The following is a 26637-nucleotide window of genomic DNA, read 5'->3' as shown; positions in this document are numbered from 1 at the left end:
GGCCCTGACGGCTTCGCCGCAGGGCATGGGAGCGTCGAGCCAGCCGCAGGGTACGGGGACATTGAACCAATAGGGGAAGAGGGAAATGGGTCTCGAGGAGAAGTTGCCCAGCGGATTTCTGCTGAGCACGGTCGAACAGTTCGCGGGATATCTGCGCAAGGGCTCGCTGTGGCCTGCCACCTTCGGCCTGGCCTGCTGCGCGATCGAGATGATGGCCACCGGCGCCGGGCGTTTCGACCTGGCGCGCTTCGGTATGGAGGCGTTCCGCGCCTCGCCGCGGCAGGCCGATCTGATGATCGTGGCGGGCCGGGTCAGTCAGAAGATGGCGCCGGTGCTGCGGCAGGTCTACGACCAGATGACCGAGCCGAAATGGGTGCTGGCCATGGGCGTCTGCGCCTCGTCGGGCGGCATGTTCAACAACTACGCCATCGTGCAGGGCGTCGATCACGTTGTGCCCGTTGACATCTACCTGCCCGGCTGCCCGCCGCGGCCGGAGATGCTGCTGCACGCGATCCTGAAGCTGCACGAGAAGATTCAGGAGATGCCGCTCGGCGTCGACCGCGAGGAAGCGGTGCGCGCGGCCGAAGCGGCCGCACTCGCGGTCACACCGACCGTCCGGATGACAGGTCTGTTGCGATGAAAGAGGATTCGAGCGTCGCACCGGGACAGGACGAGGCCCAGCGAGCCGAGCAGGATCAGCGTGCCCAGCCCGGCGACGAGGTCATCGGGGTGCGCCACGGCATGTTCGGCGTCAGCGGCACCGGGGACACCTCCGGCTACGGCGGCCTGGTACGCACCGTCAGCCTGCCCGGCAGCACCCCGCCCCCGTACGGCGGCTACTTCGACGAACTGGTCGACCGGCTGCGAGAGGTGCTGCCCGACAACGGCTTCGACGCGGCGATCGAAAAGATCGTGGTGTTCCGCGGCGAGCTGACCCTGCACGTGCGCCGCGAACGGCTGCCCGCGGTGGCGCGGGCACTGCGCGACGACGAGGCACTGCGGTTCGAGCTGTGCCTGGGCGTGAGCGGGGTGCACTATCCCGACGACACCGGCCGGGAACTGCATGCGGTCTACCACCTCGCCTCGATCACCCACGGCCGCAGGCTGCGGCTGGAGGTGTCCGCGCCGGACGCCGATCCGCATATCCCCTCGCTGTATTCGGTGTATCCGACCACGGATTGGCACGAGCGGGAGACCTACGACTTCTTCGGCATCCTGTTCGACGGACATCCCTCGCTGACCCGCATCCTCATGCCCGACGACTGGCGCGGGCATCCGCAGCGCAAGGACTATCCGCTCGGCGGCATTCCGGTCGAATACAAGGGCGCGCGCATCCCGCCGCCCGATCAGCGGAGGGCGTACAGCTGATGAACGACATCGATACCAAAGAGTCCGCGCCGCAGGAGAAGACGGTCACCGTCGTCGGCCAGGACTGGGACGACGTGCGCGAATCCCTGGGCGGGGCCGCCGAGGAACGCATCGTCGTCAATATGGGCCCGCAGCATCCGTCCACACACGGCGTGCTGCGGCTGATCCTGGAGATCGAGGGCGAGACCGTCACCGAGGCCCGCTGCGGCATCGGATATCTGCACACCGGGATCGAGAAGAATCTCGAGTTCCGCAACTGGGTGCAGGGCGTCACCTTCGTCACCCGGATGGACTATCTGTCGCCGTTCTACAACGAGACGGCGTACTGCCTGGGCGTGGAGAAGCTGCTCGACATCACCGAGGAGATTCCCGAGCGCGCCAACGTGATTCGGGTACTGCTCATGGAGCTCAACCGAATCTCCTCCCATCTGGTCGCGCTGGCCACCGGCGGCATGGAGCTGGGCGCGCTCACGCCGATGCTGTTCGGCTTCCGCGAGCGCGAGCTGGTGCTGGACATCTTCGAGCTGATCACCGGGCTGCGGATGAACCACGCCTACATCCGCCCGGGCGGGCTGGCCCAGGACCTGCCCGAGGACGGCGTGCCGAAGATCCGAGAGCTGTTGGCGCTCATGCCGTCTCGGCTGCGGGATCTCGAACTGCTGCTCAACGAGAATCCGATCTGGAAGGCCCGCACCCGCGGTATCGGCTATCTGGATCTGACCGCGTGTATGGCCCTGGGCGTCACCGGCCCCTGTCTGCGCTCGACCGGGCTGCCGCACGATCTGCGCAAGGCCCAGCCCTACTGCGGCTACGAGAACTACGAATTCGACGTGATGACCGATACCGGCTGTGATGCCTACGGCCGCTACCTGATTCGTGTCAACGAGATGAAGGAATCGCTCAAGATCGTCGAGCAGTGCCTGGACCGGTTGCGGCCGGGGCCGGTGATGATCGACGACAAGAAGATCGCCTGGCCCGCCGATCTGCAGCTGGGACCGGACGGTCTGGGCAACTCCCCCCAGCACATCGGCAAGATCATGGGCACCTCCATGGAGGCGCTGATCCACCACTTCAAGCTGGTCACCGAGGGGATGCGGGTGCCCGCCGGGCAGGTGTACTCGGCGGTGGAGTCGCCGCGCGGCGAGCTGGGTGTGCATATGGTCTCCGACGGCGGCACCCGGCCGTACCGGGTGCACTATCGCGATCCCTCGTTCACGAATCTGCAGGCGGTGGCGGCGGCATGCGAGGGCGGCATGGTCGCCGACGTGATCGCCGCGGTGGCCTCGATCGACCCGGTGATGGGTGGTGTGGACCGATGACGGAAATCCTGTTGAAGCTGGGCACCCGGCCGATTCCGTATCCGCAGGAGGTGCGGGACCGGCTACAGCTCGAGGCGAAGGAGATCATCGAGCGCTATCCGCAACCGCGCTCGGCGCTGCTGCCGCTGCTGCACCTGGTGCAGGGGGTGGAGGGTTATGTCTCCGGCACCGGCATCGGATTCTGTGCCGAGCAGCTGGGTTTGACCGATGCCGAGGTGACCGCGGTGGCCACCTTCTACTCCATGTACCGGCGCACCCCGACCGGGGATTATCACGTCGGGGTGTGCACCAATACGCTGTGCGCGGTCATGGGCGGGGATCAGATCCTGGCGGAGCTGAAGGAGCATCTGGGGATCGGGCACGGTGAGACGACGCCCGATGGGGCGGTCACGCTCGAGCACATCGAATGCAATGCCGCCTGCGATTACGCGCCGGTGCTGATGGTCAATTGGGAGTTCTTCGACAATCAGACGCCGGAATCGGCTCGGGCGCTCGTGGATTCGCTGCGGCGAGGCGAGCAGGTGACCGGGACACGCAGTGGGGCACCGCTGTGCACGTTCCGGGAGACGGCGCGCATCCTCGCGGGGTTCCCGGACGAGCGGCCGCGTGCCAACGAGGGCGAGCCCGGGGAGGCGACGTTGGCCGGGTTGCGCGTCGCCCGCAGTACGGCGGTCCCAGAGCAGCCGTTGCACCCTGGACTCGCCGAAAAGCGTGGCGAGTCCAGGGAATCGAGAGGTGACGAGTCCAGGGAATCGAGAGGTGGCGAGTCCAGGGAATCGAGAGGCGGCGAGTCCAGGGAATCGAGAGGTGGCGAGGCCAGGGGATCGAGAGGTGGCGAGGCCAGGGAATCGGGGGGCGGCGCGAGCGAGGGAGGGGCGCAATGACTCTCGCACCGGTCCTCACCCGCTACTGGGACGAACCGCGGTCCTGGACGCTGGAGACCTATCGCCGCCACGACGGCTATCTGGCGCTGCCCAAGGCGCTGCGGATGGATCCCGACGAGGTGATCGCGACCGTCAAGGACGCCGGGCTGCGCGGGCGCGGCGGTGCGGGGTTTCCGACGGGGATGAAGTGGGGGTTCATTCCGCAGGGGGACGGCAAGCCGCACTATCTGGTGGTCAACGCCGACGAGTCCGAGCCGGGGACCTGCAAGGACATTCCGCTCATGCTGGCCACGCCGCATGTGCTGATCGAGGGAATCATCATCGCGGCGTACGCGATTCGGGCCTCGCACGCGTTCATCTACGTGCGCGGGGAGGTGCTGCCGGTGCTGCGGCGGCTGCAGACCGCGGTGGCCGAGGCGTACGAGGCGGGCCTGCTGGGGCGCGACATCCTCGGCTCCGGATTCGATCTGGAGCTGATCGTGCACGCGGGCGCGGGCGCCTATATCTGCGGTGAGGAGACCGCCCTGCTGGATTCGCTGGAGGGCCGCCGCGGTCAGCCCCGGCTGCGGCCGCCGTTCCCCGCGGTCGCCGGGCTCTACGCCTGCCCGACCGTGGTCAACAATGTGGAATCCATTGCCAGCGTGCCCGCGATCCTCGCCAACGGCATCGACTGGTTCCGGTCGCTGGGCACCGAGAAGTCGCCCGGCTTCACGCTGTATTCCCTGTCGGGGCATGTGACCCGGCCCGGGCAATACGAGGCGCCGCTGGGTATCACGCTGCGCGAACTGCTGGGCTACGCGGGCGGGGTGCGCAAGGGGCACACGCTGAAGTTCTGGACGCCCGGCGGCTCGTCGACGCCAATTCTGACCGCCGAACATCTCGACGTCCCGCTGGACTACGAGCACGTGGGCGCGGCCGGATCCATGTTGGGCACCAAGGCATTGCAGATCTTCGACGAGACCACCTGTGTGGTGCGCGCGGTACTGCGCTGGACCGAGTTCTACGCCCACGAATCCTGCGGTAAGTGCACGCCGTGTCGCGAGGGCACCTACTGGCTGGTCCAGCTGCTCGAACGGCTCGAGGCCGGACAGGGCACCGCGGCCGATCTGGACAAGCTGGCCGATATCGCCGACAACATCAACGGCAAGTCGTTCTGCGCGCTGGGCGACGGCGCGGCCAGCCCGATCTTCTCCTCGCTGCAGTACTTCCGCGAGGAGTACCAGGAGCATCTGCGCCGCGGCGGCTGCCCGTTCGATCCCGCGAGGTCCACCGCGTGGGCCGATTCCGACTCCGTAGGGGGCGTGCGATGACCAGGACCGTGAGCAGCAATTCCAGCGATGTGGTCCCGCAGGATCTGGTGAGCGTCACCATCGACGGCACCACCGTCAGCGTCCCGGCCGGGACGCTGATCATCCGGGCCGCCGAGCTGATCGGCATCCAGGTGCCGCGCTTCTGCGACCATCCCCTGCTCGATCCGGTGGGCGCGTGCCGCCAGTGCATGGTCGAGGTGGAGGGCCAGCGCAAACCGGTGGCCTCGTGCACGATGCCGGTCACCGACGGCATGGTCATCAGCACGCAACTGAGCTCCCCCGCCGCCGCCAAGGCGCAGGAGGGCGTGATGGAACTGCTGCTGATCAACCATCCGCTGGACTGCCCGGTCTGCGACAAGGGCGGCGAATGCCCCCTGCAGAACCAGGCCATGTCCAACGGCCGCGCCGAATCCCGGTTCGAGGGCACCAAACGCACCTACCCCAAACCGATTCCGCTGTCCCCCGCAGTGCTGCTGGATCGGGAGCGCTGCGTGCTGTGCGCCCGCTGCACCCGCTTCTCCCAGCAGGTCGCCGGTGATCCGTTCATCGAGCTGATGGAGCGCGGTGCGCTGGAACAGGTCGGCATCGCCGACGGCGAACCGCTGGAGTCCTATTTCTCCGGCAATACCGTGCAGATCTGCCCGGTCGGCGCGCTCACCGGCACCACCTACCGGTTCCGGGCCCGCCCGTTCGACCTGGTCTCCAGCCCGGCGGTGTGCGAGCACTGCGCCTCGGGCTGCGCGCAGCGCACCGACCATCGGCGCGGAAAGGTGCTGCGGCGCTTGGCCGGTGACGATCCGCAGGTCAATGAGGAGTGGAACTGCGACAAGGGCCGCTGGGCCTTCACCTACGCCACCGAATCCGACCGGCTCACCACCCCGCTGATCCGCGGCTGGGACGGCACCCTCGCCCCGGCGTCGTGGTCGGAGGCGCTGGCCCGGGCGGCCGAGGGGCTGGCCGCCGCGCGCGGCAATGCTGGTGTGCTGGTCGGCGGCCGGGTCACCGTGGAGGACGCCTACGCCTACGCCAAATTCGCTCGAATCGCCCTGGGCACCAATGACATCGACTTCCGGGCCCGCCCGCATTCGGCGGAGGAGGCCGAATTCCTGGCCGCCCGGGTCGCGGGGCAGGGCGTCACCGTCGACTACGCCGCGCTCGAGGCCGCGCCGGTGGTGCTGCTGGTCGGCTTCGAGCCGGAGGAGGAATCGCCGATCGTCTATCTGCGGCTGCGCAAGGCCGCCCGCAAGCGCGGGCTCGCGGTGTACGCCGTGGCGCCGTTCGCCAGCCGCGGTCTCGAACGCATGTCGGGGCGGCTGCTCGCGACGGTGCCCGGTGACGAGGCGCGGGTGCTCGACGGATTGCTCACCGAGCAACGGGAACTGGCCGAGCTGCTGCGACGCTCCGGTGCGGTGATCATGGTCGGTGAGCGACTGGCCGATGCGCCCGGCGCGCTGTCGGCCGCCGCGCGGCTGGCCGACGCCACCGGCGCGGGGCTGGCCTGGGTGCCGCGGCGCGCCGGTGAACGCGGCGCGCTCGAGGCCGGTGCGCTGCCGACGCTGCTGCCGGGTGGTCGCCCGGTGGTGGATCCGCGTGCGCGCCAACAGATCAAGGAGATCTGGAACGTCGACGATCTGCCGGTCGAGCCGGGCCGCGACACCGCCGCGATCCTGTCCGCGGCCGCCACCCTGGGTGCGCTGGTCGTGGGCGGGGTCGATGTCGCCGATCTGCCCGATCCGGCGGCCGCGTTGGCGGCCGTGGACGCGGCGCGGTTCGTGGTCAGCCTGGAACTGCGCCGCAGCGCGATCACCGAGCGCGCGGATGTGGTGTTCCCGGTCGCCGCCGCGATGGAGAAGTCGGGCACCTTCCTGACCTGGGAGGGGCGGCCGCGCCCGTTCGAGGCCGCGCTGCGCGATGCCACCGTGCGCCGCGAGGCCGCGCCGCTGGCCGACCACCGCGTGCTGCACGCCATCGCCGACGAGATGGGCATCCGGCTCGGCCTGCCCGACAGCGCCTCGGCGGCAACGGAATTGGCCGAGCTCGGGGCGTGGGACGGCCCCCCGGCCACCGTGTCGGAGCATCCGGCCCGGCCGACCGCGCAGCCCGGACCCGGGACGGCCGTGCTGGCCGGGTGGCGGATGCTGCTCGATCGCGGCCGTCTGCAGGACGGCGAACCGAATCTCGCCGCCACCGCCCGCCCGCCGGTGGTGCGGATGTCGGCGGTCACCGCGGCCGAAATCGGCGCCACCACCGGCGATCCGGTGCGGGTGAGCACCGACCACGGCCATATCGTGCTGCCCCTGGCGGTGACCACGATGCCCGATCGGGTGGTGTGGCTGCCGTTGAATTCCCCCGGTTCGGTGGTGTCCGAACAGCTCGCGACCACCCCCGGCCATCTCGTGCGTATCCGACGGGAGGACCACCGTGAGTGATATGAGCCTGTTCGGCCACGATCCGTGGTGGCTGGTCGTACTGAAATCGGTGCTGATCTTCGTCTACCTGCTCATGATCCCGCTGTTCGCGGTGATCATCGAGCGCAAGGTGGTGGCGTGGATGCAGATGCGGATCGGCCCCAACCGGGTCGGTCCGCGCGGATATCTGCAGTCCATCGCCGACGGGGTGAAGATGCTCCTCAAGGAGGACATCGTCCCGGCGATGGTGGACAAGCCCATTTACATTCTCGCCCCGGTGATTTCGCTGATTCCGGCGGTGATGGCCTTCGCGGTGATCCCGCTGGGGCCGTCGGTCTCCTGGTTCGGCACCCAGTCGCCGGTGCAGCTCACCGATATGCCGGTCGGCGTGCTCTACATCCTGGCCATGGCCTCGGTCGGGGTGTACGGCATCGTGCTGGCCGGATGGGCGTCGGGATCGACCTATCCGCTGCTGGGCGGGCTGCGCTCGACCGCGCAGGTGATCTCCTACGAGATCGCGATGGCGGCCTGTTTCGCGGCGGTGTTCCTGCTGAGCGGCACCATGTCCACCTCCGGCATCGTCGAAAGCCAGTGGGGCACCTGGAATGTGTGGCTGCTGCTGCCGTCGTTCCTGATCTACGCGGTGTCGATGGTCGGCGAGACCAACCGCGCGCCGTTCGATCTGCCCGAGGCCGAGGGTGAGCTGGTCGGCGGGTTCCACACCGAGTACTCCTCGCTGAAGTTCGCCATGTTCATGATGGCCGAGTACATCAATATGGCGACGGTGTCGGCGCTGGCGACCACGCTGTTCTTCGGCGGCTGGCACGCGCCGTTCCCGCTGAACCTGTGGGACGGCGCGAATTCCGGCTGGTGGCCGGTGCTGTGGTTCTCCGCCAAGGTGTGGATCTTCCTGTTCGTGTTCATCTGGCTGCGCGGCACGCTGCCGCGGCTGCGCTACGACCAGTTCATGAATCTGGGCTGGAAGCTGTTGATCCCGGTGTCGCTGCTGTGGGTGATGGTGGTCGCGACGCTGAAGGTGTTGCAGAACAACGGTTACCAGGTGCAGACCGCCGGGCTGGTGGGCGGCGGGATCGCGGTGTCGCTGCTGCTGATCTGGGCGGCGCTGCGGGCCGGACATCGCGGGGACGATCGCACCCACGCCGAACCCGCTGGGGCACAGGCGTATGCGGGCTTCCCCACTCCGCCGATGCCGGAACAACCGGTGCGCCAGGGACCCAAGCCGGGGCTGTTCGAACCGCTGGCCGGGTTCTGGGTCACCTTCGTCACGATGTTCAAGAAGAAGAACACCGAGCAGTATCCGGAAGAGAAGGTGCCGACCGCGCCGCGCTATCACGGTCGCCACCAGCTCAATCGGCATCCGGACGGGTTGGAGAAGTGCATCGGCTGCGAGCTGTGCGCGTGGGCCTGCCCGGCGGACGCCATCTACGTCGAGGGCGCGGACAACACCGACGCCGAGCGCTACTCCCCCGGCGAACGTTACGGGCAGGTCTATCAGATCAACTACCTGCGCTGCATCGGCTGCGGGCTGTGCATCGAGGCGTGCCCGACCCGGGCGCTGACCATGACCAACGAATACGAGATGGCCGACGACAGCCGGGCCAAGCTGATCTTCGAGAAGCAGGATCTGCTGGCCCCGCTGCGGTCGGGCATGCTCGCCCCGCCGCATCCGATGTATCCCGGATCCACCGACGAGGACTACTACCTCGGCAAGGTGCCCGGTCCGGAGCCGACGGTCGACGTGCCCGGCGGTCCCGGCCATACCGCCGAGCCGCAACCGGCCGCGGCGGTAGCGGAAGGCGGTGCGCGATGAATTCGCTGCTGGCGGAGACGGCCATCCGGACCTCGACGGGTGAGACGGTGCTGTTCTGGGTGCTCGGCGTGATCGCGGTGGCGGGCGCGCTGGGCATGGTGTGCGCGCGCAAGGCCGTGCATTCGGCGCTGTGCCTGGCGGCGACGATGATCACGCTGTCGGTGTTCTACATCGCCCAGGACGCGCTGTTCCTCGGGGTCGTGCAGATCGTGGTCTATACCGGTGCGGTCATGATGCTGTTCCTGTTCGTGCTCATGCTCGTCGGCGTCGATTCGGCGGAATCGCTGCGGGAGACGCTGCGCGGACATCGGGTCGCGGTGGTGATCGTGGGCATCGGGTTCGGGGTGCTGTTGATCGGGGCCATCGGGCGCGGGGTGGGCGACAGTCCCGCCGTCACCGGAGCTGGATTCGGGCCGAATCCCATTGCGGCGCTGGCGGAATTGCTGTTCGTCAAGTACGTGTGGGCGTTCGAGCTCACCGGCGCCCTGCTGATCACCGCGACCATCGGCGCGATGGTGCTGGCGCATCGGGAGCGGTTCGGGCCGCGCACCGATCAGCGGGAGCTGTCGCGGCGGCGGGTGCGCGAGGGTCGTCGGGTCACCCCGCTGCCGACGCCCGGTGTGTACGCGCGGCACAACGCCGTCGACGTCCCGGCTCGGCTGCCCGACGGCTCGTTCGCCGAACTGTCGGTCAGCACGATTCTGCGTCACCGCCGCAATCGCGCCAATACCGAGGCGGCCGAGATCGGAGTCGGCAACGGCCACAACGAGAGAAAGGCTCAGGGGTGAATCCGGACAACTACCTGTACCTGTCCGCGCTGCTGTTCACCATCGGTGCGGCCGGAGTGCTGGTGCGGCGCAACGCGATCGTGGTGTTCATGTGCATCGAGCTCATGCTCAACGCGGTGAACCTGGCCTTCGTCACCTTCGCGCGTGAGCACGCCAACCTCGACGGACAGGTCTTCGCGTTCTTCACCATGGTGGTGGCCGCCGCCGAGGTCGTGGTCGGCCTGGCCATCATCATGACCATCTTCCGCGCCCGCCGCTCGACCTCGGTCGACGACGCCAACCTGCTGAAGTACTGACGTGGGTACCGCAGATATGCTCTGGATGCTCCCGGCCCTGCCCTTGGCGGGAGCGGTGATTCTGTTGCTGGCGGGCCGGATCAGCGACCGGTGGGGGCACTGGCTGGGCTGCCTCACCGCGCTCGCCTCGTTCGGCGTGGCGGTGTGGGCGTTCGTCGACATGCTCGGCAAGGCCACCGACGAACGGGCCTACCACTACAACTTCTTCAGCTGGACGCCGGTCGCCGGGCTGAACGTCGATTTCGCGCTCGGGCTCGATCAGCTGTCGATGTGTTTCGCGCTGTTGATCACCGGGGTTGGCTCGCTGATCCACATCTACTCGGTCGGCTATATGAGCCACGATCCCGACCGGCGGCGATTCTTCGCCTACCTCAACCTGTTCCTGGCGGCCATGCTGGTGCTGGTCCTGGCGAACAACTACCTGGTGCTGTATCTCGGGTGGGAGGGCGTGGGCCTGGCCTCGTATCTGCTGATCGGGTTCTGGTATCAGAAGCCCTCGGCCGCAACGGCGGCCAAGAAGGCGTTCGTGGTGAACCGGGTCGGCGATATGGGCCTGGCGATCGCGCTGTTCGCCATGTTCGCCACCTTCGGATCGGTCGACTACGGGACCGTCTTCGCGGGCGCGGGACAGGCCTCGGAGACCATGCTCACCGTCATCGGGCTGCTGCTCCTGCTGGGCGCGTGCGGTAAGTCGGCGCAGGTGCCGCTGCAGTCCTGGCTCGGGGACGCGATGGAGGGTCCGACCCCGGTGTCGGCACTCATCCACGCCGCCACCATGGTGACCGCGGGCGTCTACCTGATCGCGCGCTCCAATCCGATCTACGATCTCGCGCCGGGCGCGCAGACCGCGGTGGTAGTCGTGGGCGCGGTGACGCTGCTGTTCGGTGCGATCATCGGCTGCGCCAAGGACGACATCAAGAAGGCACTGGCCGCCTCGACCATGAGTCAGATCGGCTACATGGTGCTCGCGGCGGGCCTGGGCCCGGCCGGGTACGCGGTGGCGATCATGCATCTGCTGACCCACGGCTTCTTCAAGGCCGGGCTGTTCCTCGGCGCGGGATCGGTCATGCACGCCATGAACGAGGAGACCGATATGCGCCGCTACGGCGCGCTGCGCAAGGTCATGCCGGTCACCTTCGTCACCTTCGGGCTCGGCTATCTGGCGATCATCGGGGTGCCGCCGTTCGCGGGCTTCTTTTCCAAGGACCGCATCATCGAGACGGCGTTCGGGCACGGTGGCGCAATGGGATTCACCCTCGGCACGGCCGCACTGCTGGGTGCGGGCATCACCGCCTTTTATATGACCCGCGTCGTGCTGCTGACCTTCTTCGGTGAACAGCGCTGGCACGAGGACGCGCATCCGCACGAGGCTCCCGCGATCATGACCGGGCCGATGGTCCTGCTGGCCATCGGGTCGGTGGCCTCGGGTGCGGCATTCTGGTTCGGCAATTCGCTGCAGCACTGGTTGGAACCGGTGGTCGGCGCCGGACATCATGCCGCGGGCGGCGTCCCGGCCTGGGTGATCTCGGCGGGTGTGCTGGCCGTGGTCGCCATCGGTGTCTGGATCGCGGTGCGGCAGTACCAGTTGCAGCAGGTGCCCGAGGCCGCGCCGACCGAGGTGACCGCGCTGACCGCGGCCGCCCGACGCGATCTGTACGGTGACGCGGTCAACGAGGCGCTGTTCATGCGCCCGGGCGCGTATCTGACCCGCTCGCTGGTCTTCCTCGACAACCGCGGCATCGACGGCATCGTCAACTCCACCGCCGCGCTGATCGGCGGTCTGTCGGCCCGAATCCGCCGCGTCCAAACCGGATTCGTGCGCTCCTACGCCCTGTCCATGTTCACCGGCGCGGCCCTGGTGGTCGCCGCCCTGCTCGCGGTGAGGCTGCTGTGAACGAGTTTCCTTGGCTGACAACGCTGTGGGTGCTGCCGCTGGCCGGTGCCGCACTGGTGATGGTGGTTCCGGCCGCCCAGCGCATGCTCGCCCGCTCGCTCGGATTGGCGGTCGCGGTGGCCACGCTGGCGGTCGGCGTCGTGGTCGCGGTGCGATTCGAGCCGGGTGGGCAGCGGTATCAGTTCGTCGAATCGCATGAGTGGATACCGGCTTTCGGGGCCGGATACACCCTCGGGATCGACGGGATCTCGCTGGTGCTGGTGATGCTGACCGCCGCATTGGTGCCGCTGCTGATCCTGGCGGGATGGCGTGACGAACGCGAGGTCGGGACCGGGCGGCGGGTCGCGCACATCTACGTGGCGTTGACGCTGGTGGTCGAGGCGATGGTGCTGATCTCGTTCACCTCGCTCGACATCCTGCTGTTCTACGTGTTCTTCGAGGTCATGCTGATCCCGATGTACTTCCTCATCGGCGGATTCGGGCCGCGCACCGATGATCTGGCGCATCGGCAGCAGCGATCGCGGGCCGCGGTGAAGTTCCTGCTGTACAACCTGTTCGGCGGGTTGATCATGCTGGCCGCGGTGATCGGGCTGTATGTGCTCACCGCGCGGGAGAACCTCGGGCCCATCGGCGGCGGCACCTTCGATTTCCGAGTGGTGCTGGAGGCGGCCAACTCCGGGCAGCTCGGGGCGGGACCGGTGGTGTTGAACGCGCTGTTCCTCGGCTTCATGTTCGCCTTCGCGGTGAAGGCGCCGCTGTGGCCGCTGCACACCTGGCTGCCCGATGCGGCGGTGTCGGCGACTCCGGCCAGCGCGGTGCTGATGATGGCGGTGGTCGACAAGGTCGGGACGTTCGGCATGCTGCGCTACTGCCTGCTGCTGTTCCCCTCGGCCTCCAGCGATTACGCGCCGCTGATCAGCGTGCTGGCGGTGATCGGGATCGTGTACGGGGCGCTGCTGGCGATCGGGCAGACCGATGTGATGCGGCTGATCGCCTACACCTCGATCTCGCACTTCGGGTTCATCATTCTCGGCATCTTCGCCATGACCACCCAGGGTGGGGCCGGGGCGACGCTCTACATGGTCAACCACGGCATCTCCACCGCGGCGCTGTTCTTGATCGCCGGATTCCTGGTGTCGCGGCGCGGGACCCGGGTGATCGCGGAATTCGGCGGGGTGCAGAAGGTCGCGCCGGTGCTGGCGGGCACCTTCCTGATCGCGGGGCTGGCCACGCTGTCGCTGCCGGGGCTCGCGCCGTTCATCAGCGAATTCCTGGTCCTGGTCGGCACCTTCACCCGGTACCCGGTCGCGGCTATCATCGCCACCAGCGCGCTGGTGCTGGCGGCGGTGTATGTGCTGTGGCTGTATCAGCGGATGATGACCGGTCCGGTGAAGGAGGGCAACGAGCGGCTGACCGATCTGGTGCCGCGGGAGCTGGTGGTGGTGGCGCCGTTGATCGCGGCGCTGCTGTTCCTGGGCGCCTATCCGAAACCGGTGCTGGATCGGATCAATCCGGCGGTGGCGGGCACCCTGACCACCATCGGTAAACACGATCCCGGGCCCACGGTGCAGCCGGAGGCTGCCACTCCGAGTGGAGGTGCGCACAAGTGAATCAGCTTCTCGCGGCGGCGACGGTTCCCGCGCCGTCGGTCGAATACCGGTTGCTGGCACCGATGCTCATCGTGTTCGGCGCGGCGGTGGTCGGCGTGCTGGTGGAGGCGTTCGCGCCGCGCTCGTGGCGTTATCCGGTGCAGCTGGTGCTCGGCATCGGTGGCTGCGGTGCGGCGCTGGCGTGGGTGATCTCGCTGGCCGGGACCAATGCGACGGCGATCGTGGACGCGGTCGCCGTCGACGGGGTGACGCTGTTTCTGCAGGGCACCATCCTGGTGACCGCGATCCTCGGGTTGGCGCTGATGGCCGAGCGCGGTATCGAAACCCGGTTGGGGCGCAAGGAGGGGCCGGGCACCTGGAGCCGGGCCGCGGCGACCTCGGCCGGGGCGGTTCCGATCGACGCGTTTACCCCGCAGGCGGCGGCCATGCCCGGCAGTCCCGACGAGATCGCCGCCACCCGGGCGGGTGTCACCACGACCGAGGTGTTCCCGCTGGCGCTGTTCGCGGTCGGCGGTCTGCTGCTGTTCCCGGCGTCCAACGATCTGCTGACCATGTTCGTGGCGCTCGAGGTGCTGTCGCTGCCGCTGTATCTGCTGTGCGGGCTGGCGCGGCGGCAGCGGCTGCTGTCGCAGGAGTCGGCGCTGAAATACTTTCTGCTGGGCGCGTTCTCGTCGGCGTTCTTCCTCTACGGCATGGCGCTGCTGTACGGGTACGCGGGGACCGTGCGGTTCGCCGGGATCGCCGATGCGCTGAGCCGGGACGGGAATTCCAAGACGCTGGCGGTGCTCGGGTTGGCCATGCTGGCGGTGGGGTTGCTGTTCAAGATCGGCGCGGTGCCGTTCCAGTCCTGGGTGCCCGATGTGTATCAGGGTGCGCCGACGCCGGTGACGGCGTTCATGGCCGCCGGGACCAAGATCGCGGCCGTCGGTGCGCTGCTGCGCGTTCTGCAGATCGCGGTGCCGGGGCTGCGCGACGACTGGCGGCCGATCGTGGCCGCGATCGCCATCGCGACCATGGCGGTGGGCGCGGTATTGGCGGTGACGCAGACCGATGTGAAGCGGATGCTGGCGTATTCGTCGGTGGCCCATGCCGGATTCATCCTGACCGCGCTGGCGGCGGCGAATGCCGACGGGGTGTCGTCGGTGCTGTTCTATCTGGCCGCCTATGGGCTCGGCACCATCGGGGCGTTCGCGGTGGTCACGCTGGTGCGCGACCGGGACGGCGACGAGGCGACGGCGCTGTCGTCGTGGGCGGGGCTGGGCCGCCGCGCGCCCTGGCTGGCAACGGTTTTCGCGCTGTATCTGCTTTCGTTCGCCGGGATTCCGCTCACCAGCGGGTTCGTCAGCAAGTTCGCGGTGTTCACCGCCGCGAGTTCGGGCGGATTCGCCTCCCTGGTGATCATCGGTGTGATCTGCAGTGCGGTGGCCGCGTTCTTCTACATCCGGGTGATCGTGCTGATGTTCTTCACCGACCCGCCCGGCGACGCGCCGCAGATCGTGGGGCCGCCGCTGACGAGCACGGTCGTCGCGGTCACTGCGGCGGCGACGCTGGTGCTGGGCATCGTCCCGCAGCCGCTACTGGATCTGGCGGAGCGGGCGGCGGTGTTCGTGCGCTGATCGGCTTGTCTCGCACTGTGCCCGGACGCGGATCGCGTCCGGGCACAGTGGTGTCGGTGGGGGGTGGCACAATCGCGGGCATGTCGGATACGACTTCCTCAGCGCCGCAGATGTTTCCGGAGGTCGAGCCAGATTCGTCCGGGTTGCTGGATGTGGGCGATGGGCAGCGGATCTATTGGGAGGCCGCCGGTGATCCGGCGGGGAAGCCGGTGCTGGTGGTGCACGGCGGGCCGGGCGGGGGCGGGCGGCGGGGATTGCGGCGGTCGTTCGATCCGGCGCGGTATCGGGTGGTGATGTTCGATCAGCGCGGGTGCGGGGCGAGTCTGCCGCATCCGTCGGTGTCGTTGGAGCACAACACGACCGGGCATCTGATCGCGGATATGGAGCGGCTGCGCGAGCATCTGGGGTTCGAGCGGTGGTCGCTGCTGGGCGGATCGTGGGGGTCGACGCTGATTCTGGTGTATGCGCAGGCGTATCCGCAGCGGGTGGGTGAGATCGTGCTGATCGGGGTGACCACGACGACGCCCGCGGAGATCGATTGGCTCTATCGCGGGGTGGGGTTGTTGCTGCCGGATGCGTGGGAGCGGTTCCGCGCGGGGGTGCCGGAGGCGGAGCGGGACGGGGATTTGGTGGCCGCGTATGCGCGATTGGTGAACGATCCGGATCCGGCGGTGCGCGAGCGCGCGGCGCGGATGTGGTGCGAGTGGGAGGATGCGGTGATCGCCCACGAGTCGGCGGGAACGCCGGGCCAGTACAGCGCGAAGCTGGATGCGGATCTGATGGCGTTCGTGCGGATCTGCACGCACTATTTCGCGCACCGGGCGTGGTTGTCCGATGGGCAGCTGCTGGCGGGGGCGCATCGGCTGGACGGAATTCCGGCGACGTTGATCCACGGGCGCCTGGACCTGTCCGCTCCGTTGCGCACGGCCTGGGAGTTGGCCAAGGCGTGGCCGTCGGCGCGGCTGCGGATCATCGAGGATTCCGGACATACCGGCAGTCCCGCGATGCGGGATGCGGTGCTGGCGGCGGTGGCGGAGTACGGGCGGGGCTGATCGGGGAGGTCATCGGCGTGCCGGAGACGGAGGGCGGGGCTATGGTGACGTACGTGTCTTTGGTGCAGCAGGGGTTGGAGCGAGTGCCGGAGCGGTATCGGGTCGTGCTGCTTCGGCATCGGGAGATGTTGAAGTTCGCGATGGTGGGTGGGATCACCTGGTTCGTGGATACCGGGATCGTGTACGCGCTGAAGTTGACGGTCTTGCAGGACAAGCCGTTGACGGCACGGGCGTTCGGGGTGCTGATCGCGACGATCGTGTCCTACATCCTGAATCGGGAGTGGTCGTTCAATGCGCGGGGTGGGCGGCAGCGTCATCATGAGGCGGCGCTGTTCTTCGCGGTGAGCGGGCTGGCGATCGTGGTGACGGTGATTCCGCAGGCGGTGTCGCTGTATGTATTCGATATTCGGGTGCCGAATGTGAGTGCGCCGACACAGGCGATCGCGAACTTCGTGACGGGACAGATTCTGGGGGTGCTGCTGGCGATGGTGTTCCGGTTCTGGGCGTTGCGGCGGTTCGTATTTCCGCAGGATCTGCGGGAGGCCCAGCTCGAAATCCTGTGAGCGGGGACCGGTCTGGTAGTACGGGTGGATGCAGATCGGATTTTCGCTGCCTCAGTTGGGGCCGCAGGCGCATCAGGGTGCGGAGGTGGCGCGGTTCGCGCGGGAGGTGGAGTTCGCGGGGGCGGACAGTTTGTGGGTGGGTGATCGGTGGCTGGCGGCGACCGAGCCGAGTGTGGGGTATGCGGGAACCGCGGCGATGCCACGGGAATTCGGGTCGGTCCTCGATCCGTTCGTGCTGCTGAGTGCGGCGGCGGTGGTCACCGAGCGGGTGCGGTTGGGCTCGAATGTGCTGGTGGCCCCGCTGTATCGGGCGGTGGCGCTGGCTCGGTCGCTGACGTCGATCGATGTGCTCTCGGGTGGGCGGTTGATCGCCGGATTGGGTATCGGGTGGTCGCCGGAGGAGTATGCGGCGGCGGGAGTGCCGTTCGCGTCGCGGGGGGCGCGGTTGGAGGAGACTCTCGATGCGCTGCAGGCGATTTGGACCCGCGATCCGGTCGGGTTCTCGGGGCGGTTCGTCTCGCTTCCGGAGCATCACAGCGAGTTGAAGCCGGTGCAGCGGCCCCATCCGCCGATTCATCTGCCCGGTTTCACCGCGGCCGCGATCGCGCGGGTGGGGCGGCGCGCCGACGGCTGGCTGCCGGTGCTGCGGGTGCCCGGTCCGGAGGGCCAAGGGGCCCGGTTGCGGCAGGCGCGGGCGGTGGTGGATGCGGCCGCCGAGGAGGCTGGACGTGATCCGGGGGTGATCGAGACGGTGGTGCGCGTGAATGTGGCGCGCGGGTCGGGGGCGCCGGAGATCGCGGCGGCCATCGAGCAGGTGGCCGAAGAGACCGGATTCGAGCATTTCTTCGTCGATCTGCTGTATGTGGTGGACACCGTGGACGCGGCGTTGGAGACCGCGGTGCACGTGCTGGATCGGTTGCGCTGAGCGGTCATTGGAGCCTGGTGCGGGCCAGGGTCCAGCTCTGCCAGCGGTCGTCGGCGGTGCGGTCGCGGATATCGTCGAGGATCTGGGCGCGCAACTGTGCGGGGAGGCGGTCGGTGGCGGGGACGATGTCGGCGGACAGCCCGCTCAGGTAGGCGACGTCGAGTTCCTTACCCGCCCGCCAGCGGTCGATATTGCGTTCGGCGATCAGGCGTTCGGGGTCGACGACGGCGAGCACCACCAGGGTGAGGGCGGCCGCGCCGACCGCGGCGCGGGGCAGCCAGGCGAGGCGCAACCGGATCAGGGCGGCCAGCACCATCAAATACAGCAGGGCGATCCAGATCTCACAGGCCGAGACCAGCAGCCGCAGCACGGTGAAGCCGTAGGCCTGCTGATAGGTCCACATGCGCTGGAGTGCGGAGGCCACGATGACGAGGGTGAGCACGCTCAGCGCGGTCAGCAGTCCGCGCAGCCAGATCCGCTGGGCGGGATCGTCTTTCGCGGCCCAGCGCAGCACCGCGGCGATGACGGCGAGGGTCAGGATGCTCACTGCCGACAGCTGCCAGAAGCCGCTGCGGGCGTACTCGGCGTAGGTGAGCCCGGCGGTGCGCTGCACATAGCCGTCACCACCGAACAGGGCGGTCAGCTGGACGGCGACGAACAGCGCGAACAGACCGGTGAGCGCGCCGACCGGCAGCGCCCATTCCGTGACGCGCCAGCGCATTCCGCGACGTTCGGGCGCGGCGGGATCGGCCGGGGTGGGCGGTCCGGCGAGCAGATACAGCGCTCCCGCGGTGAGGGCGGCGAGGACGAGTCCGACGAAGATCCACCGGGTCACCGACGGGCCGTCGACCTCGGGCACGACCGCGCGCAGCAGTCCAGCGAACAGCGCATCGGCTCCCGACAACAGCGGCACGAAGATCACCAGCAGCGCGACGGTGACGACCACCGATATCACGATGCGCGTCCGGGCCCCCGCTCCCCCGCTCGCCCGGTTGCGAATACCGCGCACCAACCAGGGCGGCATGGCCAGCGCCGACAGCGGAATGGCGAACGCGTCGAACCAGAACCCCACGGCCGATCGGCGTCCCACCAGGGTCAGCGAAGCGGTGGCGAAGACGGCGAGCAGACACCATGCGAACAACCAACCCGAGGCACGCACGAATCCCACCGACAACAGCGCGACGGTCAGCGCGGCCCACCACCAGCGCGCCCGATAAGGCTGGGCCGGCGCGACTTTCGGTCCTGCGCCTTGCGATCCTTCCCCCTCCGCCGAAGGCCCCTGCTCACCCGCGACCGCCCCACGACGGCGTGCCCGCCGATCCACCACCGCGATACTCGCGGCCATGATCGCCGCGGCCAGCACCCAGCCGATACCCGGACGGTCGAGCGGGATCAGAATCGCACCGGCGACCGCACTGACCGCCATCGCCAACGGAACCCCCGACGGGTAGCTGATCCGGGTCCAACGTGGCGGCGGCAGCTGTCGCGCAACGGGTGTCATCGGGGGGACGGCCGGGGGCGGGACGCGAGTAGGGGTGCTGGGGTCGGCCCACGGGGTCCCGCCGGAGACGGGTGGCTGCGACGCCTTGGCGGTATCCGATTGCGCCGCACCGGGTTCGGGTGGGGCGGCTACGGCCACGCGTGCCACGTCGACGGCAGGATCATCATGGCCCGTCCCCGCCTCCGCCGAGGTGCCTGCCTGATCGGAGGCGGGCCTTGCCGGGTGGGGCGAAGATGCTTCGGACGGGGACGCGGCGGCCACGGCGTTGGGCGATTCGGGCGCGAGTGGGGCGGGACGCGACGAGGACGCGGCCGCGGCAGGAGTTGGCTCCGCGGGCGGCTGGGCGGGATCGGACGAGGACACGGCAGCCGGGGCGCTCGCCGATTCGGGCGCACGCGGGCCGGGGTCGGGTAGCGATCCGTCGGCGGCGGTGGGGTCGGGAGCGGGGGGTTTGGGGTTCGGTTGGAGGGGGTCGGTGGGCATGGGATGGGCTCCTTGGGGTGTGGGGGGTCGGCCCGGGCCGGTGGCGGTCCGGGTGGTGGGGTGAAGAGATTCAGTGGTCCGGCAGGGTGATTCGAATGCGGGAGCCGGGGTCGGTGACGGCGATGGTGCCGCCGTGGAGGTCGACTATCCAGCGGGCTATGGCCAGGCCGAGGCCGGTGCCGCCGTTGTCGGTGCGGCCGCCGCGGGTGAAGCGTTCGAAGATGTGCGGGCGTTCGGCGGGGGGTATGCCGGGGCCCTGGTCGTGGACCTCGAGGACGGTGTGGCCGGGGGCGCGGTCGGCGTGGATGGTGACGGTGCCGCCGGTGGGGCCGTGACGGGCGGCGTTGTCGAGGAGGTTGAGCAGCACCTGGTGCAGGCGGGCGCGGTCGCCGAAGACGATCAGATCGGGGCGTACGGCGGTGGTGAAGGTGACGCCGCGGCCCAGGGCGGTGGCGGCGACCTCGGCCTCGGCGACGACGTCGGCGATCAGGTCGGCGACGGGCACGGGTTCGCGGTCCAGTACGACCGCACCCGCTTCGATACTGGACAGCTCGAGCAGCTCCGATACCAGCAGACCCAGCCGTTCGGTCTGGGAGAGGGCGGTGCGCAGCGCCGCCGGGTCCGGCCGCGATACCCCGTCGACGAGGTTTTCCAGCAGCCCGGTCAGCGCGGCGATCGGAGTGCGCAGCTCATGGGAGACATTGGCGATGAAATCGCGTCGCTGCTGATCGGCGGCAGCCAGATCGGCGGCCATCCGATTGAACGCCTCTGCCAGCCGGCCCACCTCGTCGCGCGAGCTGGCCCGCACCCGCTGGGAGTAGTCGCCGTGGGCCATGCGCTGGGCGGCGGCGGTCATCTCGCGCAGCGGGCTGGTGATGCCGTGGGCCAGGAACTGGGAGGTGATGAGCGCGATCAGCAGCGCGGCCAAGGTGGTGAGCGGCGGCAGCCAGCCGATCTGCAGGCTGAAGAAGCCGAAGGCCAGCCCGCCCGAGCACACCATCAGGATGGCCAATTTCAACTTGATCGAGCGCACCGGATCCAGTGGCCGCGGTAGCGATTTCGCGAGCCATGCGGCGCTCACCGGACCTCCAGCGCGTAGCCGACACCGTGCACGGTACGGATCAAATCGGCTCCGAGCTTGCGGCGCAATGCCTTTACATGACTGTCGACCGCGCGAGTGCCCGAGGCGTCGGACCAGCCCCACACCTGCTCGAGCAGCCGTTCGCGCGGATGCACCGCGCGCGGGCGCCGGGCCAGGCAGACCAGCAGCTCGAATTCCAAGGGGGTGAGCTGAGTTTCGCGGTCGGACCGCCACACCCGCCGCTGTTCGAGATCGATGCGCAGCTCCCCCACCACGACGGTGGCGGCGGGTTCGGCGCTGCGGTCCACGCGGCGCAGCAACGCGTGCACGCGGGCGGCGAGCACCCGCATGGAGAACGGCTTGGTCAGATAGTCGTCGGCACCGACGCCGAGCCCGACCAGCATGTCGGTCTCGTCGGCGCGGGCGGTGAGCATCAGCACCGGCACCGGCCGCTGGGCCTGCACGCGTCGGCACACCTCGAGTCCATCGAAGCCGGGCAGCATGACATCGAGCACCACCAGATCCGGCGCCTCGGTCTCGGCGGCGGCCACCGCGGCCGGACCGTCGCATGCGATGGTGACCGCGAAGCCCTCGGCGCGCAACCGGGCCGCGACCGATTCCGCGATCGTCGGCTCGTCCTCGACGACCAGGATGCGGCGCGTCCGGGTCGGCTGCTGGATCGGTTCCATGCCCACTGACCTTAGGCAACACCGGTGAAGATGGTTGGCGACAGTTGTGGAGATCCTGTGTGGGCCGACGTTCCCGCTCGGGATGCGGATTCCGCCCGAGCGAATACGATGTGCTCGCCGGAGCAGATCCGCAGGAGGCGAATGTGATGCGCGATACCGATGCCGCACAGTCGTTCACCCGTTTCGTCGCGCTCGGTGACAGCCAGACCGAGGGCATCGGCGATCCGGACGGTCATGGCGGGCATGTGGGCTGGGCCGATCGGCTCGCCCTGCGCCTGGCCGGGGTGAACCCGCGGCTGGGCTATGCGAACCTGGCGATCCGGGGGCGGCGTGCCGGGCAGATACGCGAGGAGCAGCTGGGCCCGGCGCTGGCACTGGCCCCGGATCTGGCCGCGGTCGTGGCGGGGATGAACGATCTGATCCGCCCGCGCTACGACCAGGAATCGGTGCTGGCCGAGATCGAGGCGATGATCACCGCCCTGACCGCGGCGGGTGCGCGGGTGATCACCTTCACCTTCCCCGATATCGGCGGCATCGCCCCCGTCGTGCGCCCGCTCTCGGCCCGGGTGCGGGCGATGAACGAGCGCATCCGGGAGCTGGCGCGACGCCCCGGAGTGGTGCTGGTGGATTTCGAGCCGGTGCGCGCGGCGACCGATCGGCGGGTGTGGGCCGAGGACCGGCTGCATCTCAATCCTCTCGGCCACGACCTGGTGGCCCGCGCCACCGCCGAGACCTTGCGACTGCCCGGCGCCGATGGGGCGTGGCGGCTGCCGCTGCCGCCCCATCAGCGCACGATGGCCGATGCGGTGGCGGCCGAATTGCGCTGGGCGGCATTGCATATGGTGCCGTGGATGGTGCGACGGGCGCGGGGGATCTCGCGCGGGGACGGTGTGACCGCGAAACGGCCGGGGCTGCTGCCGGTGGTGTCGGGGACCGACTGAACGGGGGGCCAGCCAGCCCGGGGTGTGGACCGATAGATCCTCGAGCGGCAACTGCCACGACGGTGCGCAGGCCACTGATGCCGCCGGCGCCGAGGACGGCGGTGTCGGCGGCCGGGAGCGTGGCTCCCGCGGTCGTGATCGCGGATGAAGCCGTCGAAGCCACATGACGTTGGGGACGTCGGAGGCCAGGAGACCCGGCGCACCTGGACGTTTGTCCACGATTTGTGATCAGTACGATGAGCCGGTGCGATCATCGGCGGATTCTGCGGCGCGGCTGCGCGGGGCGTCCGTCGGTACGGCGTCGGGGGCCGTGAGTATCGCGGCGCATGCGCTCGGCGGTGGGGCGGTAGCGGTGGGGTCGGCGTCGATCGCGCTGCTGGTGGCGGCGTGCGCGACGACGGGGGTGGTGGTGGCGGCCGTGCGGGGCGGGCTGGTGCGGCTGATGCTGTTGCTGGCGGGCGGGCAGGCCATCGGGCATGTGATGCTGGGGATGGCGGGGGCGCATCGGCACGGGGTCGGGGTCGGTTCCCTGATGCTCGGGGCGCATCTGGTCGCGATTCCGGTGGCGGCGTTGCTGATTCGCGGGGCCGAGGTGGCGTTGGGACGGGTGTCGGCGCGGGTGCGGCAGGTCGCGGTGGCGCTGGTGCGGTGGTGCACGGCCGATTCGGTGATGTGCGTGGTGCGACCGGTGGAGTCGGCCGCGGTGGTGCAGTGGGTGCATTGTTCGGATTTACGGTGGCGTGGGCCGCCGTGCGGGGAAATCGGTTCGGTGCATCCGGTTCTGGTGTAGGCGGTTTCAGTCGGCGGATGGTCGGTGTCCGGGTGCGGCGTACGCCGCGCGGGACCTGTCGGTGCGGCGATGATCGAGGCAAGCGACCTCAACGCGGGAGCGGGATCGGCTGTGCCGCAACTCGTTGGGCGCGATCGCAGCGCAGGCACTCGATGCGCTCCAACGTTCGGAGCGAGGCGCATACGACACCCGCTGGGGCCGATGGCGACTCGCGGAGCCTGTCCTCCGAGGGTCTCGCAGGCTCTGGTCGTCGTTGCGCCGGTGCGACCCACGCCTACCAGCGGTACAGCTCGGCACGCGCCTCGAGGTGCCACCAGCGCTGCCGCGCGCCGAAGCCCGAACGATAACGCCTGTCCCCCAACTCGATTCGACAAGGAGCTACCCATGCCCACCCCGACCTCTCGCGCCGCCGGATTCGCGGCCGCGGCCCTGGCCGTGCCGATGCTGCTGGCCGGATGCTCATCCGATTCCGGTAGCACGGCCGGATCGCAGGCCGATGCGGTCGAGATCAGTGACCAGTGGATCAAGGCTGCCGATTCCGGAATGTCGGCCGCATTCGCCACCTTCACCAACAACGGTGATCGGGAGGCGCGCATTGTCGATGCCACCAGTCCGGCTGCCGGGCGGATGGAGATTCACGAGACCGTGGATGCGAACGGGGCGAAGACCATGCGGCCCAAGGCCGGTGGGCTGGTGGTGCCCGCGCACGGGAGCGTGGCGCTGAAAGCCGGGAGCGATCATTTGATGTTCCTGGATCTCGAAGGGCCGCTCCGGACCGGTGCGCAGACTCCGGTTACGGTGAAGTTCGCCGACGGGTCGGTGCGCGCCTTCACCGCGCAAGTGCGGGATTTCCCCGGTAACAAGGAGAACTACGTTCCCGCCGACTCCCCTGCCCACGGTGGCTGAGCGCCTGACGCGGCGGCGGTTGCTCGGCGGCGGCGCGGCCGTCGCCGGGGCCGCCGGGGTGGCCGGAATTGCCTGGGGTGCCGACCGGCTCACCCAGCACCAGGCGCCCGCGGCGGTTGAGCCGTTCTACGGGCGGCATCAGAGCGGGATCGCCACGCCGCCGCAGCAGCATGCGGCATTCGTCGGCCTCGACGTCAAATCCGGTGTGGGGCGCGCGGATATCGCCGGGGTGCTGAAGATCTGGACCGGTGATGCCGCGCGTCTGACCCAGGGCCGTCCCGCGCTCGCCGATACCGAGCCCGAACTGGCCCAGCGTCCGGCCCGGCTCACCGTCACCGTCGGATTCGGGCCGCGGCTGTTCGCCGTGGCGGGTCTGGAGGCGGCGCGGCCCGCCTGGCTGGCGCCGCTGCCCGCATTCGCGATCGACCGGCTCGATCCGGCGTTCTGCGACGGTGATCTGTTGCTGCAGGTGTGCGCCGACGAGGCCACCACCGTCTCGCATGCGGTGCGGGCGCTGTGCCGCAGCGTGACCTCGCTGGTCTCGGTGCGCTGGGTGCAGCGCGGGTTCCGCGACGCGGCGCCCGGACAGCGCATGCGCAATCTCATGGGCCAGGTCGACGGCACAGCCAACCTCACTCCCGGCACCGCCGCCTTCGACCGACTGGTCTGGGACGACGGCCGTACCCACCCCTGGCTGGCGGGCGGCACCGCGCTGGTGCTGCGGCGCATCGCGATGCATCTGGACACCTGGGACGAACTCGATACCGACGGGCGCGAATTGACCGTCGGCCGCCGCGTCGCGACCGGCGCACCGCTCACCGGCGACCACGAATTCGACGAGCCCGATTTCACCGCCACCGACGCCTTCGGCATTCCGGTCATCCCGCCGTCCTCGCATATCGCCCGCGCCCACCACACCACCGATACCGAGCGATTCCTGCGCCGCGGCTACAACTACGACGACGCCCCCACCCCCGGCACCACCTCCAATTCGGGTCTGCTGTTCACCGCCTATCAGCGCGATATCGACACCCAATTCCTGCCGGTGCAGCGTCGCCTCGCCGAATTCGACGCGCTGAACACCTGGACCACGCCGGTCGGTTCGGCCGTATTCATCATCCCGCCGGGTGTCGCGGGACCGGAGGAATATCTGGGCCAGACGCTGTTCGACGGCTGATCGTCACCCCCAGATAGCAATCTCATGGTTAACTTTTCTCGGGCCGTGGACCGTCCGCGGAAGGAGCCGACCGTGAAGCGCGTGCTGTTCGAGGTGGCGCTGGTGGGAGTGGGTGTCGCACTGGGCGCGGCGATCGTCGTACCCCAGGCCGGGTCCTATCAGTCCGACCCGTGGGGGCGGCGGGGCCCCTGCGCGGGCGAGATGGTCCGCGAGTGCGCCACCACGCCCTCTCCCGAGGACGCGACCCGGGTCCGGCCCGACGACGCCTGGCATCGCGACAAGACCGGCCACATCGTCTGCCGGCCCAGCGCCGTGTACTGCCGCCCGCTGATGACGCTGGTCCGCGTCCTACCCACGGCACCGATCGGTGCGTGGATGTCCGGCGGTCACTGAGTACGGCGAAAGAGCCACGCACACAGCGGAATTCGCACCACTACGCCTTCTCGCGCATCGGGGTTCCGCACCGGGCACTCCGCCCCGTTACGGCGGCCAACCCCGGCCATGCGGTCCGCGCACCGGGGCCCCGACGGGAGCGAGCGATCTCGCCATGCCGATTCACTCCACCCGGGTCATCGGACCGGGTGCCCCCTCGGCCTACCGCCAGCACCGCCACCTGCCTGGTCACCATCCCGGCACGGTAGCAGGCCACGATGTCCGGATGTGTGGGGTAACTGTCCGAAAAGACACGGCGGCGGGCCGGTGCGTGCGGTCATGCTTGCCGACATGCAGATCATCGATGTGGCCCGCCCGCCGCTGCCGCCGTTCACCGACGAGGCCGAGGCCCGTCGCAAGGTGCAGCAGGCCGAGGATGCCTGGAATACCCGCGACCCGCATCGGGTCGCGCTGGCTTACACCCCGGATTCGGTGTGGCGCAACCGCGACGAATTCGTCACCGGCCGCGACGCGATCGTCGAATTCCTCACCCGCAAATGGGAGCGTGAACTGGATTACGCACTGCGTAAGGAGCTTTGGGGGTTCCGCGGTCATCGCATGGCGGTGCGGTTCCAGTACGAACGGCACGATCACACCGGTCGATGGTGGCGCAGCTATGGCAATGAGCTGTGGGAGTTCGACGACGGCGGATTCATGCAGCGTCGGGAGGCGAGCATCAACGACCGCGCGATCTCCGCCGCCGAGCGCCGCATCGTCGGCCCGCGCCCGCGGCACGAGTACGGCGCGCCGCTACCGATCCACTGACCGGCGCG

General features: G+C 69.1%; 24 protein-coding genes. 21 read left to right on the top strand and 3 right to left on the bottom strand.

The annotated features are described in order from the left end of the window. Positions 1-85 precede the first annotated feature (85 nt). The 15 genes from NDR87_RS16375 (at position 86) to NDR87_RS16300 (ending at position 17864) form a co-directional block, all read left to right on the top strand. The gene (locus NDR87_RS16375) at positions 86-640 is read left to right on the top strand and encodes an NADH-quinone oxidoreductase subunit B family protein (RefSeq protein ID WP_251913533.1); all 555 of its coding nucleotides are present in this window, start codon (positions 86-88) and stop codon (positions 638-640) included. Further along, a complete protein-coding gene (locus NDR87_RS16370) occupies positions 637-1368 on the top strand; it encodes an NADH-quinone oxidoreductase subunit C (RefSeq protein WP_251913534.1) in 732 nt (243 codons plus the stop codon). The genes NDR87_RS16375 and NDR87_RS16370 overlap by 4 nt, the downstream gene beginning before the upstream one ends. Further along, the gene (gene nuoD, locus NDR87_RS16365; RefSeq protein WP_251913536.1) at positions 1368-2687 is read left to right on the top strand and encodes an NADH dehydrogenase (quinone) subunit D; all 1320 of its coding nucleotides are present in this window, start codon (positions 1368-1370) and stop codon (positions 2685-2687) included. The genes NDR87_RS16370 and nuoD overlap by 1 nt, the downstream gene beginning before the upstream one ends. Further along, positions 2684-3571: an NADH-quinone oxidoreductase subunit NuoE gene (gene nuoE / locus NDR87_RS16360; protein ID WP_251913538.1), complete on the top strand. Its 888-nt coding sequence runs from the start codon at positions 2684-2686 to the stop codon at positions 3569-3571. Before nuoD ends, nuoE begins: the two co-directional genes overlap by 4 nt. Continuing rightward, positions 3568-4881 carry an NADH-quinone oxidoreductase subunit NuoF gene (gene nuoF, locus NDR87_RS16355; protein ID WP_251913540.1) on the top strand — a complete coding sequence of 438 codons (1314 nt, stop codon included), beginning with the start codon at positions 3568-3570 and terminating at the stop codon, positions 4879-4881. Before nuoE ends, nuoF begins: the two co-directional genes overlap by 4 nt. Then, entirely contained in the window at positions 4878-7310 is a 2433-nt protein-coding gene (locus NDR87_RS16350) for an NADH-quinone oxidoreductase subunit G (RefSeq protein ID WP_251913542.1), read from the top strand. The genes nuoF and NDR87_RS16350 overlap by 4 nt, the downstream gene beginning before the upstream one ends. A 1-nt stretch (position 7311) precedes the next feature. Beyond that, a complete protein-coding gene (gene nuoH, locus NDR87_RS37895) occupies positions 7312-9120 on the top strand; it encodes an NADH-quinone oxidoreductase subunit NuoH (RefSeq protein WP_372494194.1) in 1809 nt (602 codons plus the stop codon). After that, entirely contained in the window at positions 9117-9908 is a 792-nt protein-coding gene (locus NDR87_RS16335; RefSeq protein ID WP_251913544.1) for an NADH-quinone oxidoreductase subunit J, read from the top strand. Before nuoH ends, NDR87_RS16335 begins: the two co-directional genes overlap by 4 nt. Beyond that, the gene (gene nuoK / locus NDR87_RS16330; protein ID WP_251913546.1) at positions 9905-10204 is read left to right on the top strand and encodes an NADH-quinone oxidoreductase subunit NuoK; all 300 of its coding nucleotides are present in this window, start codon (positions 9905-9907) and stop codon (positions 10202-10204) included. Before NDR87_RS16335 ends, nuoK begins: the two co-directional genes overlap by 4 nt. Before the next feature lie 16 nt (positions 10205-10220). Beyond that, positions 10221-12098, top strand: coding sequence for an NADH-quinone oxidoreductase subunit L (gene nuoL / locus NDR87_RS16325; RefSeq protein WP_251913876.1), 1878 nt, complete (start codon positions 10221-10223; stop codon positions 12096-12098). Beyond that, on the top strand, positions 12095-13708 hold the full coding sequence (locus tag NDR87_RS16320) for an NADH-quinone oxidoreductase subunit M (protein ID WP_251913548.1): 1614 nt from the start codon (positions 12095-12097) through the stop codon (positions 13706-13708). Before nuoL ends, NDR87_RS16320 begins: the two co-directional genes overlap by 4 nt. Next, on the top strand, positions 13705-15324 hold the full coding sequence (nuoN, locus tag NDR87_RS16315) for an NADH-quinone oxidoreductase subunit NuoN (protein WP_308212100.1): 1620 nt from the start codon (positions 13705-13707) through the stop codon (positions 15322-15324). Before NDR87_RS16320 ends, nuoN begins: the two co-directional genes overlap by 4 nt. A gap of 80 nt (positions 15325-15404) precedes the next feature. Beyond that, positions 15405-16376, top strand: a complete 972-nt coding sequence (pip, locus tag NDR87_RS16310; protein WP_251913549.1) for a prolyl aminopeptidase — start codon at positions 15405-15407, stop codon at positions 16374-16376. 53 nt (positions 16377-16429) lie between these two features. Next, on the top strand, positions 16430-16939 hold the full coding sequence (locus NDR87_RS16305; protein ID WP_251913550.1) for a GtrA family protein: 510 nt from the start codon (positions 16430-16432) through the stop codon (positions 16937-16939). Positions 16940-16967: 28 nt separating this feature from the next. Further along, positions 16968-17864: a TIGR03619 family F420-dependent LLM class oxidoreductase gene (locus tag NDR87_RS16300; protein ID WP_251913552.1), complete on the top strand. Its 897-nt coding sequence runs from the start codon at positions 16968-16970 to the stop codon at positions 17862-17864. A 4-nt stretch (positions 17865-17868) separates the two neighbouring features. Here the strand turns inward: NDR87_RS16300 and NDR87_RS37745 are convergent, their stop codons facing one another. The 3 genes from NDR87_RS37745 to NDR87_RS16285 form a co-directional block, all read right to left on the bottom strand. Continuing rightward, positions 17869-19503 carry a DUF4173 domain-containing protein gene (locus NDR87_RS37745; RefSeq protein ID WP_251913554.1) on the bottom strand — a complete coding sequence of 545 codons (1635 nt, stop codon included), beginning with the start codon at positions 19501-19503 and terminating at the stop codon, positions 17869-17871. 415 nt (positions 19504-19918) lie between these two features. Next, positions 19919-20929, bottom strand: a complete 1011-nt coding sequence (locus NDR87_RS16290; protein ID WP_251913555.1) for an ATP-binding protein — start codon at positions 20927-20929, stop codon at positions 19919-19921. Beyond that, entirely contained in the window at positions 20926-21618 is a 693-nt protein-coding gene (locus NDR87_RS16285) for a response regulator transcription factor (protein ID WP_251913557.1), read from the bottom strand. Before NDR87_RS16285 ends, NDR87_RS16290 begins: the two co-directional genes overlap by 4 nt. Before the next feature lie 59 nt (positions 21619-21677). Between NDR87_RS16285 and NDR87_RS16280 the strand changes: the two genes are divergently transcribed. The 6 genes from NDR87_RS16280 to NDR87_RS16255 all read left to right on the top strand — a co-directional run bounded on the left by NDR87_RS16280 (position 21678) and on the right by NDR87_RS16255 (position 26629). Then, positions 21678-22559: an SGNH/GDSL hydrolase family protein gene (locus tag NDR87_RS16280; protein ID WP_251913558.1), complete on the top strand. Its 882-nt coding sequence runs from the start codon at positions 21678-21680 to the stop codon at positions 22557-22559. 244 nt (positions 22560-22803) lie between these two features. Then, positions 22804-23349 (top strand): hypothetical protein, encoded by a 546-nt coding sequence (locus NDR87_RS16275; RefSeq protein ID WP_251913560.1) that lies wholly within the window; start codon positions 22804-22806, stop codon positions 23347-23349. A 384-nt stretch (positions 23350-23733) separates the two neighbouring features. After that, positions 23734-24255, top strand: coding sequence for a copper chaperone PCu(A)C (locus NDR87_RS16270; RefSeq protein WP_251913562.1), 522 nt, complete (start codon positions 23734-23736; stop codon positions 24253-24255). Next, positions 24248-25432 (top strand): Dyp-type peroxidase, encoded by a 1185-nt coding sequence (locus tag NDR87_RS16265; protein ID WP_251913564.1) that lies wholly within the window; start codon positions 24248-24250, stop codon positions 25430-25432. Before NDR87_RS16270 ends, NDR87_RS16265 begins: the two co-directional genes overlap by 8 nt. A 72-nt stretch (positions 25433-25504) precedes the next feature. Continuing rightward, positions 25505-25825 carry a hypothetical protein gene (locus tag NDR87_RS16260; RefSeq protein WP_251913565.1) on the top strand — a complete coding sequence of 107 codons (321 nt, stop codon included), beginning with the start codon at positions 25505-25507 and terminating at the stop codon, positions 25823-25825. 330 nt (positions 25826-26155) lie between these two features. Then, a complete protein-coding gene (locus NDR87_RS16255) occupies positions 26156-26629 on the top strand; it encodes a nuclear transport factor 2 family protein (RefSeq protein WP_286013589.1) in 474 nt (157 codons plus the stop codon). Positions 26630-26637 lie beyond the last annotated feature (8 nt).

The sequence above is a fragment of the Nocardia sp. CDC159 genome, from assembly GCF_023740735.1.
Lineage (GTDB): Bacteria > Actinomycetota > Actinomycetes > Mycobacteriales > Mycobacteriaceae > Nocardia > Nocardia pulmonis.
The sequence above is the reverse complement of the archived record's forward strand: the minus strand, read 5'-3'. Positions and strand labels throughout refer to the sequence as shown.